This window comes from Mesorhizobium sp. ES1-6, assembly GCF_020164775.1.
Lineage (GTDB): Bacteria > Pseudomonadota > Alphaproteobacteria > Rhizobiales > Rhizobiaceae > Mesorhizobium.
Genome location: NZ_JAIUGU010000003.1, coordinates 49795 through 68833 on the forward strand (window position 1 = coordinate 49795; position 19039 = coordinate 68833).

Below are 19039 nucleotides of genomic sequence, written 5' to 3' on the forward strand. Positions count from 1 at the left end.
CGTTCTCGGATTTGCGCGGTGTCCGCTTCGCGCTCTGACATCTAGCGGCGAAATTAGGTTCGCCGCAGCAATCCTTCCAACTCACCCGGATCCGTAACCACCGGCAGGCAAACCTGGCCGGTGCAGAGCCAAGCGCCGCGCCGGTTTGTCGGCGGCAGGATTCCGCCGGGCAGCAAAGGTCGATTCGCTGCCGTACCGATCGGCACCACGATATCGACGCGGCGCGGGTCAGGATTTCGATTCGCGACCGGAACGAGTTTTTGATCGTCCTGGTCATCGACGATGACCAGTTTCAGGGGCTCGAGGGCAAGCGCGCAGGCATTGACGATACCGGCTTGCCCATAGGCCTGATGCGCGGCGCGGCCGGCGGCGTGTTCGGCGGTTTTCCAAGCCTTTTCCTGCAGGTCGAGATTGCCGGTGGCGGATGCGAGCCGCAGCTGCGCCTCGATGATCTGGCTGGTGGCCGACGGAATGGCCTCGTCGACATCGCCCCTGATGCGGATCGGCACGTCGGTGCTGTCCGACGCGGTCAGGTAGTAGCCCGTGCCCTGCGCGTCGGTGTGCCAACGGTCCAGTTGTTCCAGGAACTGGCTGGCCTTGTCGACATAACTCCAATCGCCCGTGGCTTCGAACAGCGAGATCGCCGCATTGGCCATGGCGGCATAGTCGCTCGACAGTGCGGGAAACAATTTCCGGGCGCCGAGCATGGAATGTGGCAAGCGATTGTCTCGGCTCGCGGCATCGATACGGGCGAAAGCCTTTGCCGCGGCCTCGATCCAGTCCGGCCGGGCCAGGGAACGGCCGGACTCGGCGAGCGCGGCGATCATCAGGCCGTTCCAGTCGGTCAGGGTCTTTGCGTCGAGGCCTGGCCTGACGCGCTCTTCGCGAACAGCGAGGAGCCTTGCCTCCAGCGGGATCAGGCTTTCGCGGTCCGCGACGCCAAGCGCCTGCTGGGACAAGGTCTGATGGACCACCGGCTTGCCTTCCCAACCGGGCGGGACGGAGAGCGTGAAGTATTTGAAAAACAGGGCTGAATCGTCGCCAAGGACGGAATCGGTCTCTTGCCTGCTCCAAGTGTAGAACAGCCCTTCCTCACCATCGCTGTCGGCGTCCAGACTGGTGGCAAAGGCGCCGCCATCGACGCGCATTTCGCGCAGCAGCCAATCGACCGTGTCTTCGATTCGCATCCGGAACAGATCATTGCCGGTCGCCGCGAAGGCCCAGTTGCAGAAGCGGATCAGCTGCGCATTGTCGTAGAGCATCTTCTCGAAATGCGGCACCAGCCACTCGGCGTCCGTCGAGTAGCGGCTGAGCCCGCCGCCGATGTGATCGTAGATGCCGCCAGCGAGCATATGTTCGAGGCTGATGAGCACGTCGTCACGATGCGCGGCATTGCCGTCGCGCAACCAGGACAGCCACAATGTTTGCATGAACGGCGCGTTCGGGAATTTCGGCGCGCCGGCGAGGCCGCCGCGATCGCGATCGATCATGCCACTGACGCGGCCGGCGAGATCGGACAGCGTATCGCGATCGAGAAGCGCCTTGGCATGCGTGGCGGAGAGCCGCGCCTCGACATGGGAGGTCAGGCCGTCGGCGCTCTGGTGCAGGCTCGCCCGCTTCTCGCGCCAGGCCTTGTCGACCGCTTCCATGACCTGGATGAATCCTGGGCGGCCATAACGCGGCTCGCGCGGGAAATAGGTGCCGCCCCAGAACGGCTTGCCGTCGGACGTCAGGAACATGGTCAGCGGCCAGCCGCCCTGCTCGCCCATCGACGACAGGGCCGCCATATAGATCTGGTCGATGTCGGGACGCTCCTCGCGGTCGACCTTGATATTGACGAACAGACGGTTCATGACGGCGGCGACGTCGTCATTCTCGAAGCTTTCATGGGCCATGACATGGCACCAGTGGCAGGCGGCATAGCCGATGGAGAGCAGGATAGGCCGGTCCAGGGCCTTCGCTTCATCCAGCGATGCCGGCGACCATCCCCGCCAATGCACGGGATTGCCGCTGTGCTGCCGCAGATAGGGGCTGGCCTCGTCGGCAAGCAGGTTTTGCGCGGGCAATGTCACGATGGCCAACTTTCGGGGGCAAGTCGTTTCGGGGCGGTCCAAGGGTCGGTGATGTGGCGGAAGCTAGGGCGGTTCGGTAGAGCGGGCAAATGATTTCAGACGATTCGATCGTGGCGCTGTCGAGCGGCCGGCTCCCCGCCGGCGTCGCGGTGCTGCGCATATCCGGCCCACGGACTCGATTCGTTGTCGAAACGATCGCCGGCGGCATGGTTAAGGAGCGCAGCGCGGTTCTGCGCAGGTTCATGGCGGCGGATCGAACGCTTGTTGACACCGGGCTGGTCTTCTTCTTCCCCGCCCCGGCCAGCTTCACCGGCGAGGATGTCGCCGAGTTCCACGTCCATGGCGGCCGCGCCGTGGTGGCCAGGATGCTGGAGATAATCGCCGGATTTGAAGGCGTCAGGCACGCCGAACCCGGAGAATTCACGCGCCGTGCCTTTCTCAACGGCAAGGTCGATCTGGTAGAGACGGAAGCGCTGGCGGACTTGGTCAACGCCGAGACCGAAGCGCAGCGGCGCTTTGCCGTGCAGAATGCCGAAGGCGCACAGAGCGCGCTTTATCTCGGTTGGCGGCGTCGCCTGATCCATGCGCGGGCCATGATCGAGGCGGAGATCGACTTCGCCGACGAGGACGACGTGCCGGGTTCCGTTTCGGATACGGTCTGGTCGGATGTGCGGTCGATGATCTCGGAGATTGACCGCCACATAGCTGGGTTTCATGCCGCCGAAATCATCCGCGACGGCTTCGAGGTCGTCATCCTTGGCGCGCCGAATGCAGGCAAATCCAGCCTTTTCAATGCGTTGGCGCGGCGCGATGCCGCTATTGTAACGGATGAGCCCGGCACCACCCGCGACCTGCTCGAGGTGGTGCTGGATCTTGGTGGGCTGCGCGTCATGCTGACGGACACCGCAGGATTGCGCGAGGCGCCAGGCAAAGTAGAGAAGATCGGCATAGAGAAAGCGCGCAGCAAGGCGGATCGTGCCGATCTCCTGTTGCTGCTGGAAGACATCTTATCTCCTAGGGAAATAGGCACGATCCCGGACAAGGTACCGCTGTTGCGGGTCGGCACCAAGCTCGACTTGGTGACTCACGAGCCAGTGGGTAATGCACCCGATCGGTATGATCTCGTCATCTCAGTTCTGGATGGCACTGGCGTGGAGGCTCTGCTGGCAGAGATTGGCAGGCGGGCGGCGGATGCGGCGGGAAACGTTGGCGATGTTTTACCGTCCCGCCTACGCCATGTCGAACTGCTCAGGGACGCAAATCGCCATCTTCTTCTAGCAACTGATGACCAGGACGCCGGGCAGGAACTGCGCGCCGAGGAGTTGCGGTTGGCCGCTGACCGGCTGGGCCGAATCGTTGGCGCGATTGACGTCGAGGATATGCTCGATGTGATTTTCGGTCAGTTCTGTATCGGAAAATGATTCACGTGAAACAATGGCTTGTTGCAGAAGGGCTGGCAGGTGTCGGAACCTCTAGGGCTTCGTCATCCTATGGCGGAGCAAGAGCGAAGCGACCCAGCGCAGGCCATAGGATCCATGCCGCGACTTTCGAGCGTTGCCGCAGTCAGATTCTGCCGCCGCACCCGTCACCAACGTCCCGGAAAGGGTCTCGGGTCTGCGCGACGGAGCTTCGCTCCTGCTCCGCCCGTGGACGAAGTTGCGTACGCTTCGCCAATCGTTGACCTGACACACGTGAAACATACTTGGCGCTTTGGCGAGGGCTTCGACGGACTCACGTGAAACATTCTGAAGTGTGATTCACGTGAAACGCGCGCCGAACCTCGATTTGCCTGTTTCACGTGAAACGTCGCGTAAGTTTTCTTGACAGCTTCGCCTCGTGGGGACATGTGTCCCTCAATCTTTCGAATCCAGGACATTTGGAAATGACCGATCACTATGATGTGGTTGTGGTGGGCGGTGGCCATGCTGGTTGCGAGGCGGCCAGTGCCGCCGCGCGCGCCGGCGCCAGCACCGCGCTGGTAACGCTGCGTTTCGACACGATCGGCGTCATGTCGTGCAACCCGGCGATCGGCGGTCTCGGCAAGGGGCATCTGGTGCGCGAGATCGACGCCATGGACGGGCTGATGGGCCGCGTGGCGGATGCTGCCGGGATCCAGTTCCGTCTGCTTAACCGTCGCAAGGGGCCGGCGGTGCGCGGTCCGCGCACGCAGGCCGACAGGAAGCTCTATCGCCTTGCCATGCAGGAAGCGATTCGGCAGCAGAACGATCTCGACGTCGTCAAGGGCGAAGTGCTCGATTTCGAAATATCCGATGGAAAGATCGCTGCGGTTCTCCTGGCGGACGGTCGGCGGCTGGCCTGCGGCGCCGTGGTGCTGACGACGGGAACCTTCCTGCGCGGTCTCATCCACATCGGCGACAAGAAGATTGTCGCCGGCCGCATGAACGAGAAGGCGAGCATGGGGTTGTCGGCGACGATGGACCGCGCCGGCTTCAAGCTCGGGCGGCTCAAGACCGGCACGCCGCCGCGGCTCGATGGGCGAACCATCGACTGGGCATCGCTCGACAGCCAGGCGGCGGACGAGGATCCCGTGCCGTTCTCGCTGATGACCGACCGTATCACGACGCCGCAGATCGATTGCGGCATCACGCGCACGACCACGGCGACGCACGAGCTGATCCGCGCCAATCTTGGCCGCTCGGCCATGTATTCCGGCTCGATCGAGGGAGTCGGGCCGCGCTATTGCCCGTCGATCGAGGACAAGATCGTCAAGTTCGGCGACCGCGACGGGCATCAGATCTTTCTTGAGCCGGAAGGGCTGGACGATCACACCGTCTACCCAAACGGGATTTCGACCTCGCTGCCGGAAGACGTTCAGCTCGACATCCTGAAGACCATTCCCGGGCTGGAGCGTGCGGTCATGCTGCAGCCCGGCTATGCCATCGAATATGATCACGTCGATCCGCGCGAACTGCATCAGACATTGGAAACCAGGCGCGTTACCGGGCTCTTTCTTGCCGGTCAGATCAACGGCACGACCGGCTATGAAGAGGCTGCCGGTCAGGGGCTGCTCGCCGGCCTCAATGCGGCGCGACGCGCCGGAGGCGGCGAGCAAATCGTGCTCAGCCGGACCCAGGCCTATATCGGCGTGATGGTCGACGATTTGACCAGCCGCGGCATCAGCGAGCCTTACCGGATGTTCACCTCGCGCGCCGAGTTCCGGCTTTCGCTGCGCGCCGACAACGCCGACGAGCGGCTCACGCCCTTGGCCGACAAGCTTGGCGTAGCATCGGCAGCCCGGATGCAGCGTTACGCCGATGTCATGCGGCGGCTCGACGAAGCGCGCCAGCTGGCGCTTTCGCTGAGCATGACGCCGAATGAGGCGGCAAGGCACGGTCTGGAGATCAACCGCGACGGCGTGCGCCGGTCCGGCTTCGAACTGCTGGCCTATCCCGGTGTCGACGTGGCCTGGCTGGCCGGGGTCGAGCCGAGATTCCGCGACATCGACGCCAAAACCGCTGAGCGGCTCGAAACGGAAGCGAAATATTCAGTCTATCTTGATCGCCAGAGCACGGATGTCGCGCAGATCCGGCATGAAGAGGCGCGGCTGATCCCCGAGACGGTTGATTTCGCCGGCGTGCCCGGACTGTCCAATGAGCTGACGCAGAAGATGCAAGCGCGGCGGCCGCGCTCCATCGCGGATGCACAGCGCATGGAAGGCATGACGCCGGCGGCGCTGGCGATCATCGTCGCGCACGTCCGCCACCATGAGAGCGCGCAGAGGAACGTTGCGTGAGCTCTCTTTCCCTGGAGAGCCTGCAGGACGTGGCCGGTCCGGTTTCACGTGAAACATTCGAGCGCCTGGTGGCGTTCGAGGAAATGTTCCAGAAATGGAACCGCAGCATCAATCTCGTGGCGCAGTCGACTTCGAGCGACGTCTGGCGGCGCCATATCCTGGACAGCGCCCAGCTCGCGCGCATAGAGCCCAGTGCCACGCGCTGGGTCGATATCGGCTCAGGCGGCGGATTTCCTGGCCTTGTCATGGCCTTTCTGCTCGCCGAACGCCCGGGCGCCAGCATCGATCTGGTCGAAAGCAACCGCAAGAAGGCTTCGTTCCTGCAGACCGTCATCGGTCAGTTCGGCCTGCCGGCGCGGGTCGTGGCGCGCCGCATCGAGGAGAGCCATGCGCTTGTTTCGACGCCGCAAATCGTCACGGCGCGGGCGCTGGCCTCGCTTTCGGTGCTACTCGACCTGTCTGCGCCATGGCTGATTTCGGGCGGGCGCGGATTGTTCCACAAAGGCCGGGATTACCGCGCCGAAGTGCAAGAAAGCGTTAACCGGTGGACGTTCGATCTGGTAGAACATCCAAGCGTGACCGACGCCAGCGGCGTCATCCTCGAATTGTCCAATGTGCGGCCTGTCTGAACCGACCGGCCTGATTATTCGGCGACCCAAAGATGAATTTCTGGCATAAGCCCATGATGAAGAACGGCCCTCGAATCATCACCGTAGCCAACCAGAAGGGCGGTGTCGGCAAGACGACCACCGCCATCAACCTGGCCACCGCGCTGGCGGCGATCGGTGAGAAAGTGCTGATCGTCGACCTCGATCCGCAAGGAAATGCCAGCACCGGCCTCGGCATCGACCGCAAGGACCGGACGGTCTCGTCCTATGATGTACTGACGGGCGAACTCGAGCTGGAAGCCGCGGCCATTCCGACCGCGGTGCCCGGCCTGTCGATCGTCCCCTCGACGCTCGACCTGCTCGGCATCGAGATGGAGATCGCCTCGGCGCCCGACCGCGTGCTCAAGCTGCGCAATGCGCTGCGTGCCGCGACCGAGCGTGGGGCGCCGTTCGGTTATGTGCTGATCGATTGCCCGCCCTCGCTCAATCTTTTGACTTTGAATTCAATGGCGGCGGCCGATTCGGTTCTCGTGCCGCTGCAATGCGAGTTCTTCGCGCTGGAAGGCCTCAGCCAGTTGCTCGAAACCGTCGAGCAGGTGCGCCGCTCCATCAATCCAGATCTCACCATCCAGGGCATCGTGCTGACCATGTATGACGGCCGCAACAACCTCGCCAACCAGGTGGTGCAGGACGTGCGCGAGCATATGGGCGACAAGGTCTACGAAACCATCATCCCGCGCAATGTGCGCGTGTCGGAAGCACCGTCCTATGGCAAGCCGGCGATCCTCTACGACCTGAAATGCTCGGGCAGCCAGGCCTATCTGCAACTGGCCTCCGAAGTGATCCGCCGCGAGCGTAAATTGCGCGCCGCTTGATTAGGCCAGACGCATGCTTAACAGCCGATTCGATACCGAAACGATCTGAAATAGACGTGGAATAAAGATGAACGAAGATCTCTCGAGGAAAAGACTGGGTCGCGGGCTGGCAGCCTTGATCGGCGAGATCGATCGCCCGGCCGCACCGGAAAAGCCCGGCATGAGCGCCGACGGCAAGGTGCCGATCGAGTTCATCAGCGCCAATCCGAAAAATCCGCGCCGGCATTTCGGCGATGCCGAACTCACCGACCTCGCCCAGTCGATCCGCGAGCATGGCGTGGTGCAGCCGGTGGTGGCGCGGCCCTCGCCCACCCAGGCGGGCCGCTACGAGATCATCGCGGGCGAGCGGCGCTGGCGCGCGGCGCAGCGCGCCGGGCTGACCGAAATCCCGGTCATCATCCGCGATGTCAACGACCGCACGGCGCTGGAACTGGCGATCATCGAGAACGTCCAGCGCGCCGACCTCAATCCGGTCGAGGAGGCGCAGGGATACCAGCAGCTCATCGACGACCATGGCTACACCCAGGCCGATCTCGGCCAGGTGATCGGCAAGAGCCGCAGCCATGTCGCCAACACGTTGCGGCTGCTGAAACTGCCCGACGTGATCCGCGACATGCTGGTCGACGGCGCGCTGTCGGCGGGCCACGCCCGCACGCTGGTGACCGCGGAGGACCCGGCCGGCCTTGCCAAGCGCATCGTCGAGGAAGGCCTTTCCGTGCGCCAGGCCGAAGCGCTGGCGCAAATGCCGGCCGGTCCGACGCCGGCCAAGCCGAAGCAGGCACAGGCCGCGCCGGAAAAGGATACCGACACGCTGGCGCTGGAAAAGCTAATGACCGATACGCTCGGCATGATCGTGGCCATCGATCACAAGGGCAAGGGCGGCGAGATTCGCGTTTCCTATCGCTCGCTGGAGCAGCTCGATGAGCTGTGCCGGAGATTGAAGCAGGAGCGGTAATTAGCCGGCGAATATTGCTGGTGATTTGAGCGTTGGCGCCGCCCCTCATCCCCCTGCCGGGACCTTCTCCCCGTATAGTCACGGGGAGAAGAGGCTGAGTGAATCGAGCGCCATGATCATGAATTGACCAATGGAGGCAGCGCTCGGCGCCGAAAAGGGAAGATCGCTTTCCTACCTTTGCCCCAGCCGCGCGCTTTCCACGGCGATCCCAAGCAGCGCTTGCCGTGCCAGCGCGACCGACAGGTCCGGCCGGCGCCGCGTCTGCAACACCGCGGTCTGCAGGCGGGTCAGCGCGCGGCCTAGTGCTTCGCTGTTCCAGCGCTCCAGCGTCTTCTCCACCAGCTTGCGCCTGGAGAAAAAGACCGGCGGCCGCGCCGCGGCAACGACGGAAGCCGCGTTACGGCCGCCTGAGTCCATCTGGCCGCGCATGACCTGGATCTGCTGCAGCTGCCGCATCGCCGAGGACAGCACCAGGAAGGGCGGGCCGCCACCCTGGCAATGGCGGGTGAAGGCGGTGTCGAAGTCGCCGACCTTGCCTTCCAGCAGCGCGTCGACGGCGTCGTCGAAGGAGGCGCCGGACACGTCCCCGGACATGGCCCGCACCTCGTCCAGCCCGATTTCCTTCTGGCCGTGGGCGTAGAGGATAAGTTTTTCGATCTCGCCGCGCGAGGCCAGCCGGTCGCCGCCGAGATTGCGGCGCAGCGCCTGCCTCGCCTCCAGCGTCATCGACATGCCGGCCTTGCGCAGCTCGTCGTCGATGACGGTATCGATGTCGCGGGCTTCGTCGGCATAGCAAGGAAGCGCCATGGCGGTGTCGGCGCCCTCGACCACGGCGCGCAGCCCGACGCCTTTCTTCAAATCGCCGGCTTCAATGAGAATGATGGCATCCCGCGCCGGCTCCGCCGTCAGCGCCTTGACGTCGTCCGCCAGTGCCTTCTGGCCGGTGGCGTTGCGCACCCAAAGCAGCCGGCGGTCGGAAAACATCGGCACGGTGCGGGCTTCGTCGAGCAGCCGGCCCTCGTCGCGGTCGACCTCGGAGCCCTCGAGCCGCACGACGGAGAAGGGATCGTCGAGCGGCAGCCCGGTCTTGCCGGCAAAGGCCTTCGCCCGCTCCGAGACCAGGCCGCGGTCGGGGCCGTAGAGCAGGACGATCGAGATGCGCGGATCGGGCCGCGCCAGCCAACCGTCGACCTCGAAAGCTTTCTTCTGTGCCATGGAGGGTGGTTAGCATGATGCGGGGATGGCTTCCAGCTTGGGTTCCTCTCCGTTGGAGGGCAAAGGAAAGGCGCAAGCTCGCCAGTCTTGGCTCCCTTCCTCTCCCTCCGGAGGGGGGGAGAGGTGGCCCGGCGAAGCCGGCGGAGTGGGGGAAGGCGGTGATCAAATCCGCTGCCGCTGCCAACTCAGCACGGGGGCATCAATCAGGAGCGACATCGCCCGTCTTGAAATATACCGCCTGAGCTAGGTCGACCCCCACTCCGTCGAGCTGCGCTCGCCACCTTGGCGGGGCGAGCCACTGGTCTCGCCCGTCCTTCGGACCCCCCGATCGACGGGGGAGAGGAAGGGCGCCGAGATCGGCGAACCCCAAGCCTTGCCACCCAATCGCCTTATCTGGCGGCAACCTGCCCGCAACCATTCGCCAAATTGCGTGCCACGGCCCAACATAGACAAGAAATTTCGCGGACATATCTTCATCTTGGGCGCGGGAAGCCGGATTGGCCGGCGTGGCCGGAACCGATGGCTGAAGGGCTTGCCCCGCGAATTCGCAGTGGCCTGGACGCGGGGATGTGCAAATATCCGCGCCAGGCAACATTGGAGGAGTTGAGGTCATGGCCGATGCTGGGATGTTGCGGTTTCACGTTCCAGAGCCGGAAGTGCGGCCGGGCGGCACGCCTGATTTTTCCAACGTGACCATCGCCGAGGCCGGCTCGGTGCCGCGCCCCGACATTGATGTCGATCCGCGCACGATCCGCGACATGGCGTTTTCGATCATCCGCGTGCTCAACCGCAACGGCGAAGCCGTCGGGCCGTGGGCCGGGCTGCTGTCCAGCGAGGAATTGCTGGAGGGCCTGCGCAACATGATGACGCTGCGGACCTTCGATGCGCGCATGCAGATGGCGCAGCGGCAAGGCAAGACGTCCTTCTACATGCAGCATCTGGGTGAGGAAGCGGTGAGCTGCGCTTTCCGCAAGGCGCTGAAGCCGGGCGACATGAATTTCCCGACCTATCGCCAGGCCGGCCTGCTCATCGCCGACGGCTATCCGATGGTCACGATGATGAACCAGATCTATTCCAACGAGGCCGACCCGCTGAAGGGCCGGCAGCTGCCGATCATGTATTCGTCGAAGGAGCATGGCTTCTTCTCGATCTCCGGCAATCTGGCGACGCAGTACATCCAGGCGGTCGGCTGGGCGATGGCCTCGGCCATCTCGAACGATTCGAGGATCGCCGCGGCCTGGATCGGCGACGGCTCGACGGCGGAGTCCGATTTCCACTCGGCACTGGTGTTCGCCTCCACCTACAAGGCGCCCGTGGTGCTCAACGTCGTCAACAACCAGTGGGCGATCTCGACTTTTCAAGGCATCGCGCGCGGGGGCTCGGGCACTTTCGCGGCGCGGGGGCTCGGCTTCGGTATCCCGTCGCTGCGCGTCGACGGCAATGACTATCTGGCCGTCCATGCTGTGGCCAAGTGGGCGGCCGAGCGGGCGCGCAGCAATCTCGGACCGACGCTGGTCGAATATGTCACCTACCGCGCCGGCGCACATTCCAGTTCGGACGATCCCTCCGCCTACCGGCCGAAGACCGAGTCCGACGCCTGGCCGCTGGGCGACCCGGTCATGCGGCTGAAGAACCATCTCATCAAGCTCGGCGTCTGGTCCGACGAACGGCACACGCAGGCCGAAGCCGAAATCCTCGATACGGTGATCGCGGCGCAGAAGGAGGCCGAAAGCCACGGCACGCTGCATGCCGGCGGCAAGCCGTCGACGCGCGAGATGTTCGAAGGTGTGTTTGCCGAAATGCCGCCGCATCTCAGGCGCCAGCGCCAGCAGGCGGGAGTCTGAGCCATGCCAAGACGGACCATGATCGAGGCCATTCGCGACGCCATGGACGTGTCGATGGAGCGCGACAGCAAAGTCGTCGTTTTCGGCGAGGATGTCGGCTTCTTCGGCGGCGTCTTTCGCGTCACGCACGGGCTGCAGGCCAAGTACGGCAAGAGCCGCTGCTTCGACGCGCCGATCAACGAATCCGGTATTGTCGGCTCGGCCATCGGCATGGCCGCCTATGGGCTGAAGCCGTGCGTGGAGATTCAGTTTGCCGACTACATGTATCCGGCCTACGACCAACTGACGCAGGAAGCCGCAAGGCTGCGTTATCGCTCCAATGGCGACTTCACCTGCCCGATCGTGGTGCGCATGCCGACCGGCGGCGGCATTTTCGGCGGCCAGACGCACAGCCAGAGCCCGGAAGCGCTGTTCACCCATGTGTCGGGCCTCAAGACGGTGGTGCCATCCAACCCGCATGATGCCAAGGGCCTGCTGATCGCGGCGATCGAGGACCCCGACCCCGTTATCTTCCTCGAGCCGAAGCGGCTCTATAACGGCCCGTTCGACGGCCATCACGACCGGCCGGTGACGCCATGGTCGAAGCACGAGCTCGGCGAGGTTGCCGACGGCCACTACACGGTGCCGCTCGGCAAGGCGGCGATCCGCAGGGCGGGTACGGCTGTCACCGTGCTCGCCTACGGCACCATGGTCTATGTCGCCCAGGCCGCGGTCGAGGAAACCGGCATCGATGCCGAGATCATCGATCTCAGGACATTGCTGCCGCTCGACCTCGACACGATCGTCGCCTCGGTGAAGAAGACCGGGCGCTGCGTCGTCGTGCACGAGGCGACGCTGACCTCCGGTTTCGGCGCCGAACTCTCGGCGCTGGTGCAGGAAAACTGCTTCTACCATCTGGAGGCGCCGGTGGCCCGCGTCGCCGGCTGGGACACGCCCTATCCGCATGCGCAGGAGTGGGAGTATTTTCCGGGACCGGCCCGCGTCGGCCGCGCTCTCGTAGAAACATTGCAAGCGTAAGAATTGGGAGAGCCTGAGATGGGCGAACACATCATCAAGCTGCCCGATGTCGGCGAAGGCGTCGCCGAGGCCGAGCTTGTCGAATGGCATGTGAAGATCGGCGACATCGTGCGCGAGGACACGGTGCTTGCCGCCGTCATGACCGACAAGGCGACGGTCGAAATCCCGTCGCCTGTCGATGGCGAAATCCTGTGGCTGGGCGCCGAGATCGGCGACACGGTGGCGATCGGTTCGCCGATCGTGCGGCTGAAGGTGGCGGGCGAAGGCAATGTGAAAGCCGCCGGCAAAGACGCGGAGCCAACCGCCGAGGCCGAAGCGCCCGCCAAGCCGCCGAGCCCGCAGCCAGAAACCCCACAGTCGCCCAGGGCGACAAAGCCCGCCGAGCCGCCGGCAAGACCCGCACCGCCTGCCGCGAAAACCATTGCACGGTCCTCGGCCTCCGGCGCGCCGCGCCCGGAAGGCGAAAAGCCGCTGGCGTCGCCAGCCGTCCGCTTGCGGGCGAAAGAGGCCGGAATCGATCTCAGGCAAGTCGCGGGCAGCGGCCCGGCCGGCCGCATCGGCCACGAGGATATCGAGGCGTTCCTGGCGCGCGGACCGCAACCGGCCAAGACATCCGGCCTCGCCCGCAACGATGCGGTCGAGGACATCAAACTGGTCGGCCTCAGGCGCAAGATCGCCGAGAAGATGACGCTGTCCAAGTCGCGCATCCCGCACATCACCTATGTCGAGGAGATCGACGTCACCGCGCTGGAGGACTTGCGCGCCGCGCTCAACAAGGAGAAGCGCCCGGCCAAGGGAGGCGCGGAGAGGCCCAAGCTGACGCTGCTGCCGTTCCTGATGCGGGCAATGGTCAAGGCGATATCAGACCAGCCCCAGCTCAATTCGCTGTTCGACGACGAAGCCGGCATCATCCACCAGCATGGCGGCATCCATATCGGCATCGCCGCGCAGACGCCGTCGGGGCTGGTGGTGCCTGTCGTCAAGCATGCCGAGGCGCGCGACATCTGGGATTGCGCCGCCGAGGTCGCCAGGCTGGCCGAGGCGGCCAAGTCCGGCACGGCGACACGCGACGAACTGTCCGGCTCGACCATCACCATCACCTCGCTCGGCGCCATGGGCGGCGTGGCGACGACGCCTGTCATCAACCACCCGGAAGTGGCGATCATCGGCGTCAACAAGATGATGGTGCGGCCCGTGTGGGACGGCACGCAGTTCATCCCGCGCAAGATGATGAACCTGTCGTCGAGCTTCGACCACCGCGTCATCGACGGCTGGGACGCGGCGGTGTTCATCCAGCGGATCAAGGCGCTGCTGGAAACGCCGGCGCTGATTTTCGTGGATTGATGCGATGACGCAAGGTTCAAGGGTCCCCCTCACCCGGATTGCCAGCCGAATTGCAAAGGGCAATTCGGGGCAATCCGACCTCTCCCCCGAGGGGAGAGGAGGTCCGCAGCGCTGGCGCTTGCCTCTTCTCCCCCCCGGGGAGAAGGTGGCCGCGAAGCGGCCGGATGAGGGGGCTCGCCGCTGAAAGGATGCAGCCACCATGAAAGAAATCTCCTGCAAGCTGCTTGTCATTGGGGCCGGTCCGGGCGGCTACGTCTGCGCCATCCGCGCCGGGCAGCTCGGTGTCGATACGGTCATCGTCGAGGCCGGCAAGCCTGGCGGCACTTGCCTCAATGTCGGCTGCATCCCCTCAAAGGCGCTGATCCATGCGGCGGAGGAATTCGAGAAGGTCTCGCACATGGCCGGCGGCAAGAGCCCGCTCGGCATCTCGGTAACCGCACCGGTGCTCGATCTTGCCAGGACCGTCGCCTGGAAGGACGGCATCGTCAGCCGGCTCAACAGCGGCGTCGCCGGCCTGCTGAAGAAGGCCGGGGTGAAGACCGTGCAGGGCTGGGCGACGTTTCGCGACGGCAAGACCGTCGAAGTCGAAACCGAGACCGGAAGCCAGGTGATCCGGGCGGAGACGATCGTCATCGCGACGGGCTCGGCGCCGGTCGAATTGCCTTTTCTTCCCTTTGGCGGGCCGGTGATCTCATCCACCGAGGCGCTGGCCCTGAGTGAGTTTCCCAAGAAACTCGCGGTCGTCGGTGGCGGCTATATCGGGCTCGAACTCGGCATGGCCTTCGCCAAGATGGGCGCCGAAGTGACCGTGGCCGAAGCCTTGCCGCGCGTGCTGGCGCAGTATGATGCGGAGCTAACCCGGCCCGTGGTGAAGCGGCTCGCCGCGCTCGGCGTCGAAGTGATGACGGGCGCCAAGGCCAAGGGCCTGTCGACCAAAGGCGATGCGCTGCTCGTCGAGACGTCGGACGGCAAGAGCGCCAAGGTCGCCGCGGACAAGATCCTGGTCACGGTCGGCCGCAGGCCGGTGACCGAGGGCTGGGGGCTCGAGCAGATCGATCTCGACAGGGCCGGAAAATTCATCAGGATCGACGACCAGTGCCGGACCTCGATGCGCGGCATCTTCGCCATCGGCGACGTCACTGGCGAGCCGATGCTGGCGCACCGGGCAATGGCGCAGGGCGAGATGGTCGCGGAAATCGTCGCCGGCCACAAGCGCGGCTGGGACAAGCGCTCGATCCCCGCCGTCTGCTTCACCGATCCCGAACTGGTGACGGCCGGCCTGTCGCCCGAAGAGGCCAAGGCGCTTGGTGGCGAGATCAAGATCGGCCTGTTCCCCTTCACCGCCAATGGCCGCGCCATGACCAGGCTCGGCGAAGACGGCTTCGTCCGCGTCGTCGCACGCGCCGACAATCACCTGGTGCTCGGCATCCAGGCGGTCGGCCAGGGCGTGTCGGAACTGGCGGCGGCTTTCGGGTTGGCGCTGGAAATGGGAGCGCGGCTGGAGGACATAGCCGGAACCATCCATGCCCATCCGACGCAGGGCGAAGGATTCCAGGAAGCGGCGCTGAAGGCGCTCGGGCACGCGCTGCATATTTGAGGTGTTACCCCTAGGCTCCTTTCCTCTCCCTCCGGAGGGGGGAGAGGTGGCGCTGCGAAGCAGCGACGGAGTGGGGGAAAGCGCTGGTCAAACCTGTTGCCGTCGAAAATCGGGCAACCATCCGGATACGTCGAGCCGTCGACCCCCACTCCGTCGAGCTGCGCTCGACACCTTGCCGGGGCGAGCCACGGGTCTCGCCCGTCCTTCGGACCCCCCGATCGACGGGGGAGAGGAAAGGCGCGAACCAATCAACGGGGAGCGGCTCCTCACCCGGCCAGCCGGCTCACCATATCGTGCTGGGCATAGGCGCGGCCGAAGCGGTTGGCGAGGAAGGCGTCGAGCGCGATCTCTTCCTGCTTGACGAAGCCGGTCGCCGGCAGCGAGCCATCGGCCAGCATGTCGACCACGGCGCATATGCCGGACGCCGTGGTGATCTGGATGGCGCTGCGCACCGTCTGGCCGACGCGGCGGGAATAGATCTTGTTGGCGTAGGTTTCCTGCAGCAGGCGGCCTTGTCTGCGGCCGGAAACGGTGACGAAGACGATGACCACGTCCTGCAGCGTCGCCGGCAAAGCACTTTCGAAAATGTCCTTGAGCACATCGCGGCGATGGCGCAGGCCGAGATCGTTCAGCAGCGCCTTCATGATCGCGGCATGGCCGGGATAGCGGATGGTGCGGTAGTTCAGCGTGCGCACCTTGCCCTTCAGCGTCTCGGCCAGTGTGCCCAGACCGCCGGAGGTGTTGAACGCCTCGTAGGTGACGCCGTCGAGCGAGAACTCCTCGCGCTCCTCCAGCGGCGGCACTTCGACCAGCTCGCCTTCGACGATCGCCTCGCAAGGCTCGCAATATTCGTTGATGACGCCGTCGGTGCTCCAGGTCAGATTGTAGTTCAGCGCGTTGGACGGGTATTGCGGCAGCGCGCCGACGCGCATGCGCACGCTTTCGAGCGTGTCGAAACGGCTGGCGAGGTCATTGGCGACGATCGAGATGAAGCCGGGCGCCAGCCCGCATTGCGGGATGAAGGCGCTCTTGGCGGACCGGGCCAGCTCCTTGACGCGCCTGGTCGAGACGACATCCTCGGTGAGGTCGAGATAATGCACGCCAGCGCTGGCCGCCGCCTCGGCGATGCGCGTGGTGAGATGGAAGGGCGCTGCGCTCAGCACCGCGAACTTGCCGGCGAGCGCGGCTTCAAGCGCACCGGGCGCGGCGATGTCGAGTTCGAGCGTATCTACGCCGCCGGGCACTTCGGAAGCAGTGAGCTGTGCGGCCGAGCGGTCGACCAGGGTGACATGGTAATCACCCGTTTCAGCGAGCATTTCGGCGATGGTCGAGCCGATCTTGCCGGCGCCGACGATAACGATCTTGTTCATGGTCAAATTCCCCCGCGGTCCGCGTTTGGCGGAATCATCGCAGCTTGCCTGTCGAAAGGAAGCGTGGAATCCTGCAAAGTGAAATCTATTTTTGGCCGATTTGCCGAGGGGATTCGTCGAAATGCTCAGCGAAGCCGAACAGGCCCTGCTTTCCCTGCTGCGCGCCAACGCGCGCGCCTCGACGGCCGAACTGGCGCGCCAGCTCGGCGTGTCGCGCACGACGGTGCAAAGCCGCATCGAGCGGCTGGAGCAGCGCGGCATCATCACCGGCTATGGCGTCAGGCTGGCGCCGGATTATGAGCAGGGGCTGGTCAGGGCGCATGTGCTGCTCACCGTCACGCCCAAGCTCTCCGACACGGTGGTGCGGGCCCTGCGGGCGCTGCCGCCGGTCAGGACGCTGCACTCCGTCAGCGGCAATTTCGACATGATCGTCATCGTCGACGCGCCGTCGATCCGTGATCTCGATATGTTGCTCGACCAGATCGGCGCCATGGAGGGTGTCGAGCGCACAGCGTCATCGATCATCCTGTCGACGCGGATCGACCGGTGAGAGGCCGGCACTGCCGGCGCAAACGGCTGTCGGCCCACAGAACTTGGGTTCCTCGCCCGCACTTTGTGCTGCGGCATGCAAACGGCTTGCCGCATACATTGTCTTACACAGAGCTGGTCGACCCCCACTCCGTCTCGGCTTCGCCGAGCCACCTTGCCGGGGCGAGCCACGGGTCTCGCCCGTCCTACGGACCCCCCGATCGACGGGGTAGAGGAAAAGGCGCCAGGCTTTTGGCGGCAACGCTCCCTTCCTTTCCCTCCGGAGGGGAGAAAGGTGGCGCTGCGAAGCAGCGACGGATTGGGGGAACCACCTAGCAATTAAGCCTCGCGCCGATCAGTCACGTCAATCACAGAAGATGTGTGCATGCCCAGGCGAAAGCTGGGCGAGGACCCAAGCGGCATTGACCTGTACCGGATAACTTCGCCGGCTAAGCCAGCGGAAAACTCACCACCACGGCGAGGCCGGGCTTACAGTCCTCGAGCGTGATGGTCGCGCCATGCAGGTCGGCGATGGCCCTGACGAGGCTGAGGCCGAGGCCGCTGCCCGGCGTCGAGCGGCTGTGGTCCAGCCGGTAGAGCCGCTGAAACACTTTTTCGCGCTCGTCGGCGGGAATGCCGGGGCCGTTGTCGGCAACGCTTGCAAGGACGCGGTCATCCTGACGTGTCACCGCCAGTTCGATCGCCGTGCCGGGCGGGCAGTGGCGCAGCGCGTTCTCAACCAGATTGGCGACCATCTGCGTCAGCAGTTCACGGTCGCCATGGATCCGGCCCGCCGGCTCCTCCAGCCGCGGCGGCGACAGCGACTTGCCGTCGTCCTCGGCCACGTCGGTGTAGATCTCGGCGATCGTCTGGAGGATGTCGCCGAGATCGACATCGGTAAAGCGCGCCTTGCGCGCGCCGGCCTCGATCTGCGCGATGCGCAGCAGCGCGTCGAAGGTCTCGTTGATCTGATGACCCTCAGTCCGCGCGTCGGCCAGCTCGTCGGAGACGTTCTGGGCCCGCGCGGCCTTGTCGGCGGCGCTCTCCAGGATCATCTGCAGACGGTTGAGCGGCGTCTTCAAATCATGCGCGATGTCGGCGCTGACCTGCTTCATGCCTTCGACCAGCGCCGAAAGGCGATCGAGCGCGGCATTGACCTGGGTGGAGACGATGTCGATGTCGTCGTCCTTGCCGGTCAGCGGAATGCGGGTGTCGAGCCGGCCATGCGAGACGTCGACCATGGTGGCGGCAATGCCGTCGAGGCGGCGCTGGACGCGCGCGGCGAGCAGCGCGCCGCCGGTGACGGCCAGGCCGGTGATGATCAGGGTCGCCCAGCCAAAGCTCATCAGCATGATCGTTTCCAGCTCCTCCGTCTCGGAGAGGCTGAAGGCGATGGTCAAGCTGTTGGCGCCGACCGGACCGGAATAGGCGCGGTATTCGGTGTCCGGGGGCAGGCCAGGCATCTCGGCGCCGAACATCGAGAACCCGTCGGGAAGCCCAGCCGCGGTGAAGTTGCCGGCAATGCGGTTGCCGGCCGCGTCGGTCAGCGAAAACAGCTGCTCTTTCCTTGCGCTGCGGATCGAATGGCTCTGGACGGTCTCCACCAGCTCCTTGAGATCGTTGTCGGCATAGGTCGCGGCGATGACGGAATAGGTTTCCTTGATGGTGTCGTCGAGCTGCTCGGCAAGGTCGGCGCTCATCATCTGGTAGACGATGGCGCCCGACAGGATGAAGGCCAGCATGAACAGGAAGGCGAATGTCAGGGCAAGCCGGAACGGCGTGCTGCGCAGCAGGCGGGTCCAGGTGGCGGTCATCTGAAGTTCGCGGTCATGTGAAAGTCGCGGTCATAGGCAAGTCGCG

14 protein-coding genes are annotated in these 19039 nt (G+C 64.8%); 10 read left to right on the top strand and 4 right to left on the bottom strand.

The window, feature by feature from the left end:
* Window positions 1–53 precede the first annotated feature (53 nt).
* The gene (locus LB564_RS09035; protein ID WP_224536852.1) at window positions 54–2072 is read right to left on the bottom strand and encodes a thioredoxin domain-containing protein; all 2019 of its coding nucleotides are present in this window, start codon (window positions 2070–2072) and stop codon (window positions 54–56) included.
* 89 nt (window positions 2073–2161) lie between these two features.
* Here LB564_RS09035 and mnmE point away from each other — a divergent pair, with 89 nt between their 5' ends.
* The 5 genes from mnmE to LB564_RS09060 all read left to right on the top strand — a co-directional run bounded on the left by mnmE (window position 2162) and on the right by LB564_RS09060 (window position 8264).
* Window positions 2162–3493 (top strand): tRNA uridine-5-carboxymethylaminomethyl(34) synthesis GTPase MnmE, encoded by a 1332-nt coding sequence (gene mnmE, locus LB564_RS09040; RefSeq protein WP_224536855.1) that lies wholly within the window; start codon window positions 2162–2164, stop codon window positions 3491–3493.
* Window positions 3494–3954: 461 nt separating this feature from the next.
* Complete coding sequence (gene mnmG / locus LB564_RS09045; protein WP_224536857.1) at window positions 3955–5826, top strand: tRNA uridine-5-carboxymethylaminomethyl(34) synthesis enzyme MnmG; 1872 nt, start codon at window positions 3955–3957, stop codon at window positions 5824–5826.
* Complete coding sequence (rsmG, locus tag LB564_RS09050; RefSeq protein WP_224536860.1) at window positions 5823–6455, top strand: 16S rRNA (guanine(527)-N(7))-methyltransferase RsmG; 633 nt, start codon at window positions 5823–5825, stop codon at window positions 6453–6455. Before mnmG ends, rsmG begins: the two co-directional genes overlap by 4 nt.
* A gap of 53 nt (window positions 6456–6508) precedes the next feature.
* On the top strand, window positions 6509–7309 hold the full coding sequence (locus LB564_RS09055; protein ID WP_031240355.1) for a ParA family protein: 801 nt from the start codon (window positions 6509–6511) through the stop codon (window positions 7307–7309).
* A gap of 67 nt (window positions 7310–7376) precedes the next feature.
* Complete coding sequence (locus LB564_RS09060; RefSeq protein ID WP_224536864.1) at window positions 7377–8264, top strand: ParB/RepB/Spo0J family partition protein; 888 nt, start codon at window positions 7377–7379, stop codon at window positions 8262–8264.
* A 171-nt stretch (window positions 8265–8435) separates the two neighbouring features.
* On the opposite strand, the gene holA is transcribed toward LB564_RS09060, so the two are convergent.
* Window positions 8436–9479: a DNA polymerase III subunit delta gene (gene holA / locus LB564_RS09065; protein WP_224536866.1), complete on the bottom strand. Its 1044-nt coding sequence runs from the start codon at window positions 9477–9479 to the stop codon at window positions 8436–8438.
* A gap of 611 nt (window positions 9480–10090) precedes the next feature.
* Here holA and LB564_RS09070 point away from each other — a divergent pair.
* From LB564_RS09070 to lpdA, 4 genes are all read left to right on the top strand, one after another.
* Window positions 10091–11323: a 3-methyl-2-oxobutanoate dehydrogenase (2-methylpropanoyl-transferring) subunit alpha gene (locus LB564_RS09070; RefSeq protein WP_224536870.1), complete on the top strand. Its 1233-nt coding sequence runs from the start codon at window positions 10091–10093 to the stop codon at window positions 11321–11323.
* A gap of 3 nt (window positions 11324–11326) precedes the next feature.
* Window positions 11327–12340: an alpha-ketoacid dehydrogenase subunit beta gene (locus tag LB564_RS09075; protein ID WP_224536873.1), complete on the top strand. Its 1014-nt coding sequence runs from the start codon at window positions 11327–11329 to the stop codon at window positions 12338–12340.
* 18 nt (window positions 12341–12358) lie between these two features.
* A complete protein-coding gene (locus tag LB564_RS09080; protein WP_224536876.1) occupies window positions 12359–13684 on the top strand; it encodes a dihydrolipoamide acetyltransferase family protein in 1326 nt (441 codons plus the stop codon).
* Window positions 13685–13883: 199 nt separating this feature from the next.
* Entirely contained in the window at window positions 13884–15281 is a 1398-nt protein-coding gene (lpdA, locus tag LB564_RS09085; RefSeq protein ID WP_224536878.1) for a dihydrolipoyl dehydrogenase, read from the top strand.
* A gap of 266 nt (window positions 15282–15547) precedes the next feature.
* Here the strand turns inward: lpdA and LB564_RS09090 are convergent, their stop codons facing one another.
* Window positions 15548–16651 carry a saccharopine dehydrogenase family protein gene (locus LB564_RS09090; protein WP_224536880.1) on the bottom strand — a complete coding sequence of 368 codons (1104 nt, stop codon included), beginning with the start codon at window positions 16649–16651 and terminating at the stop codon, window positions 15548–15550.
* A 121-nt stretch (window positions 16652–16772) separates the two neighbouring features.
* Between LB564_RS09090 and LB564_RS09095 the strand changes: the two genes are divergently transcribed.
* Window positions 16773–17201: an Lrp/AsnC family transcriptional regulator gene (locus LB564_RS09095; protein WP_224536883.1), complete on the top strand. Its 429-nt coding sequence runs from the start codon at window positions 16773–16775 to the stop codon at window positions 17199–17201.
* Between the two features lie 427 nt (window positions 17202–17628).
* Here LB564_RS09095 and LB564_RS09100 read toward each other — a convergent pair whose 3' ends face one another.
* The gene (locus tag LB564_RS09100) at window positions 17629–18993 is read right to left on the bottom strand and encodes an ATP-binding protein (protein WP_224536885.1); all 1365 of its coding nucleotides are present in this window, start codon (window positions 18991–18993) and stop codon (window positions 17629–17631) included.
* Between the last annotated feature and the right edge of the window lie 46 nt (window positions 18994–19039).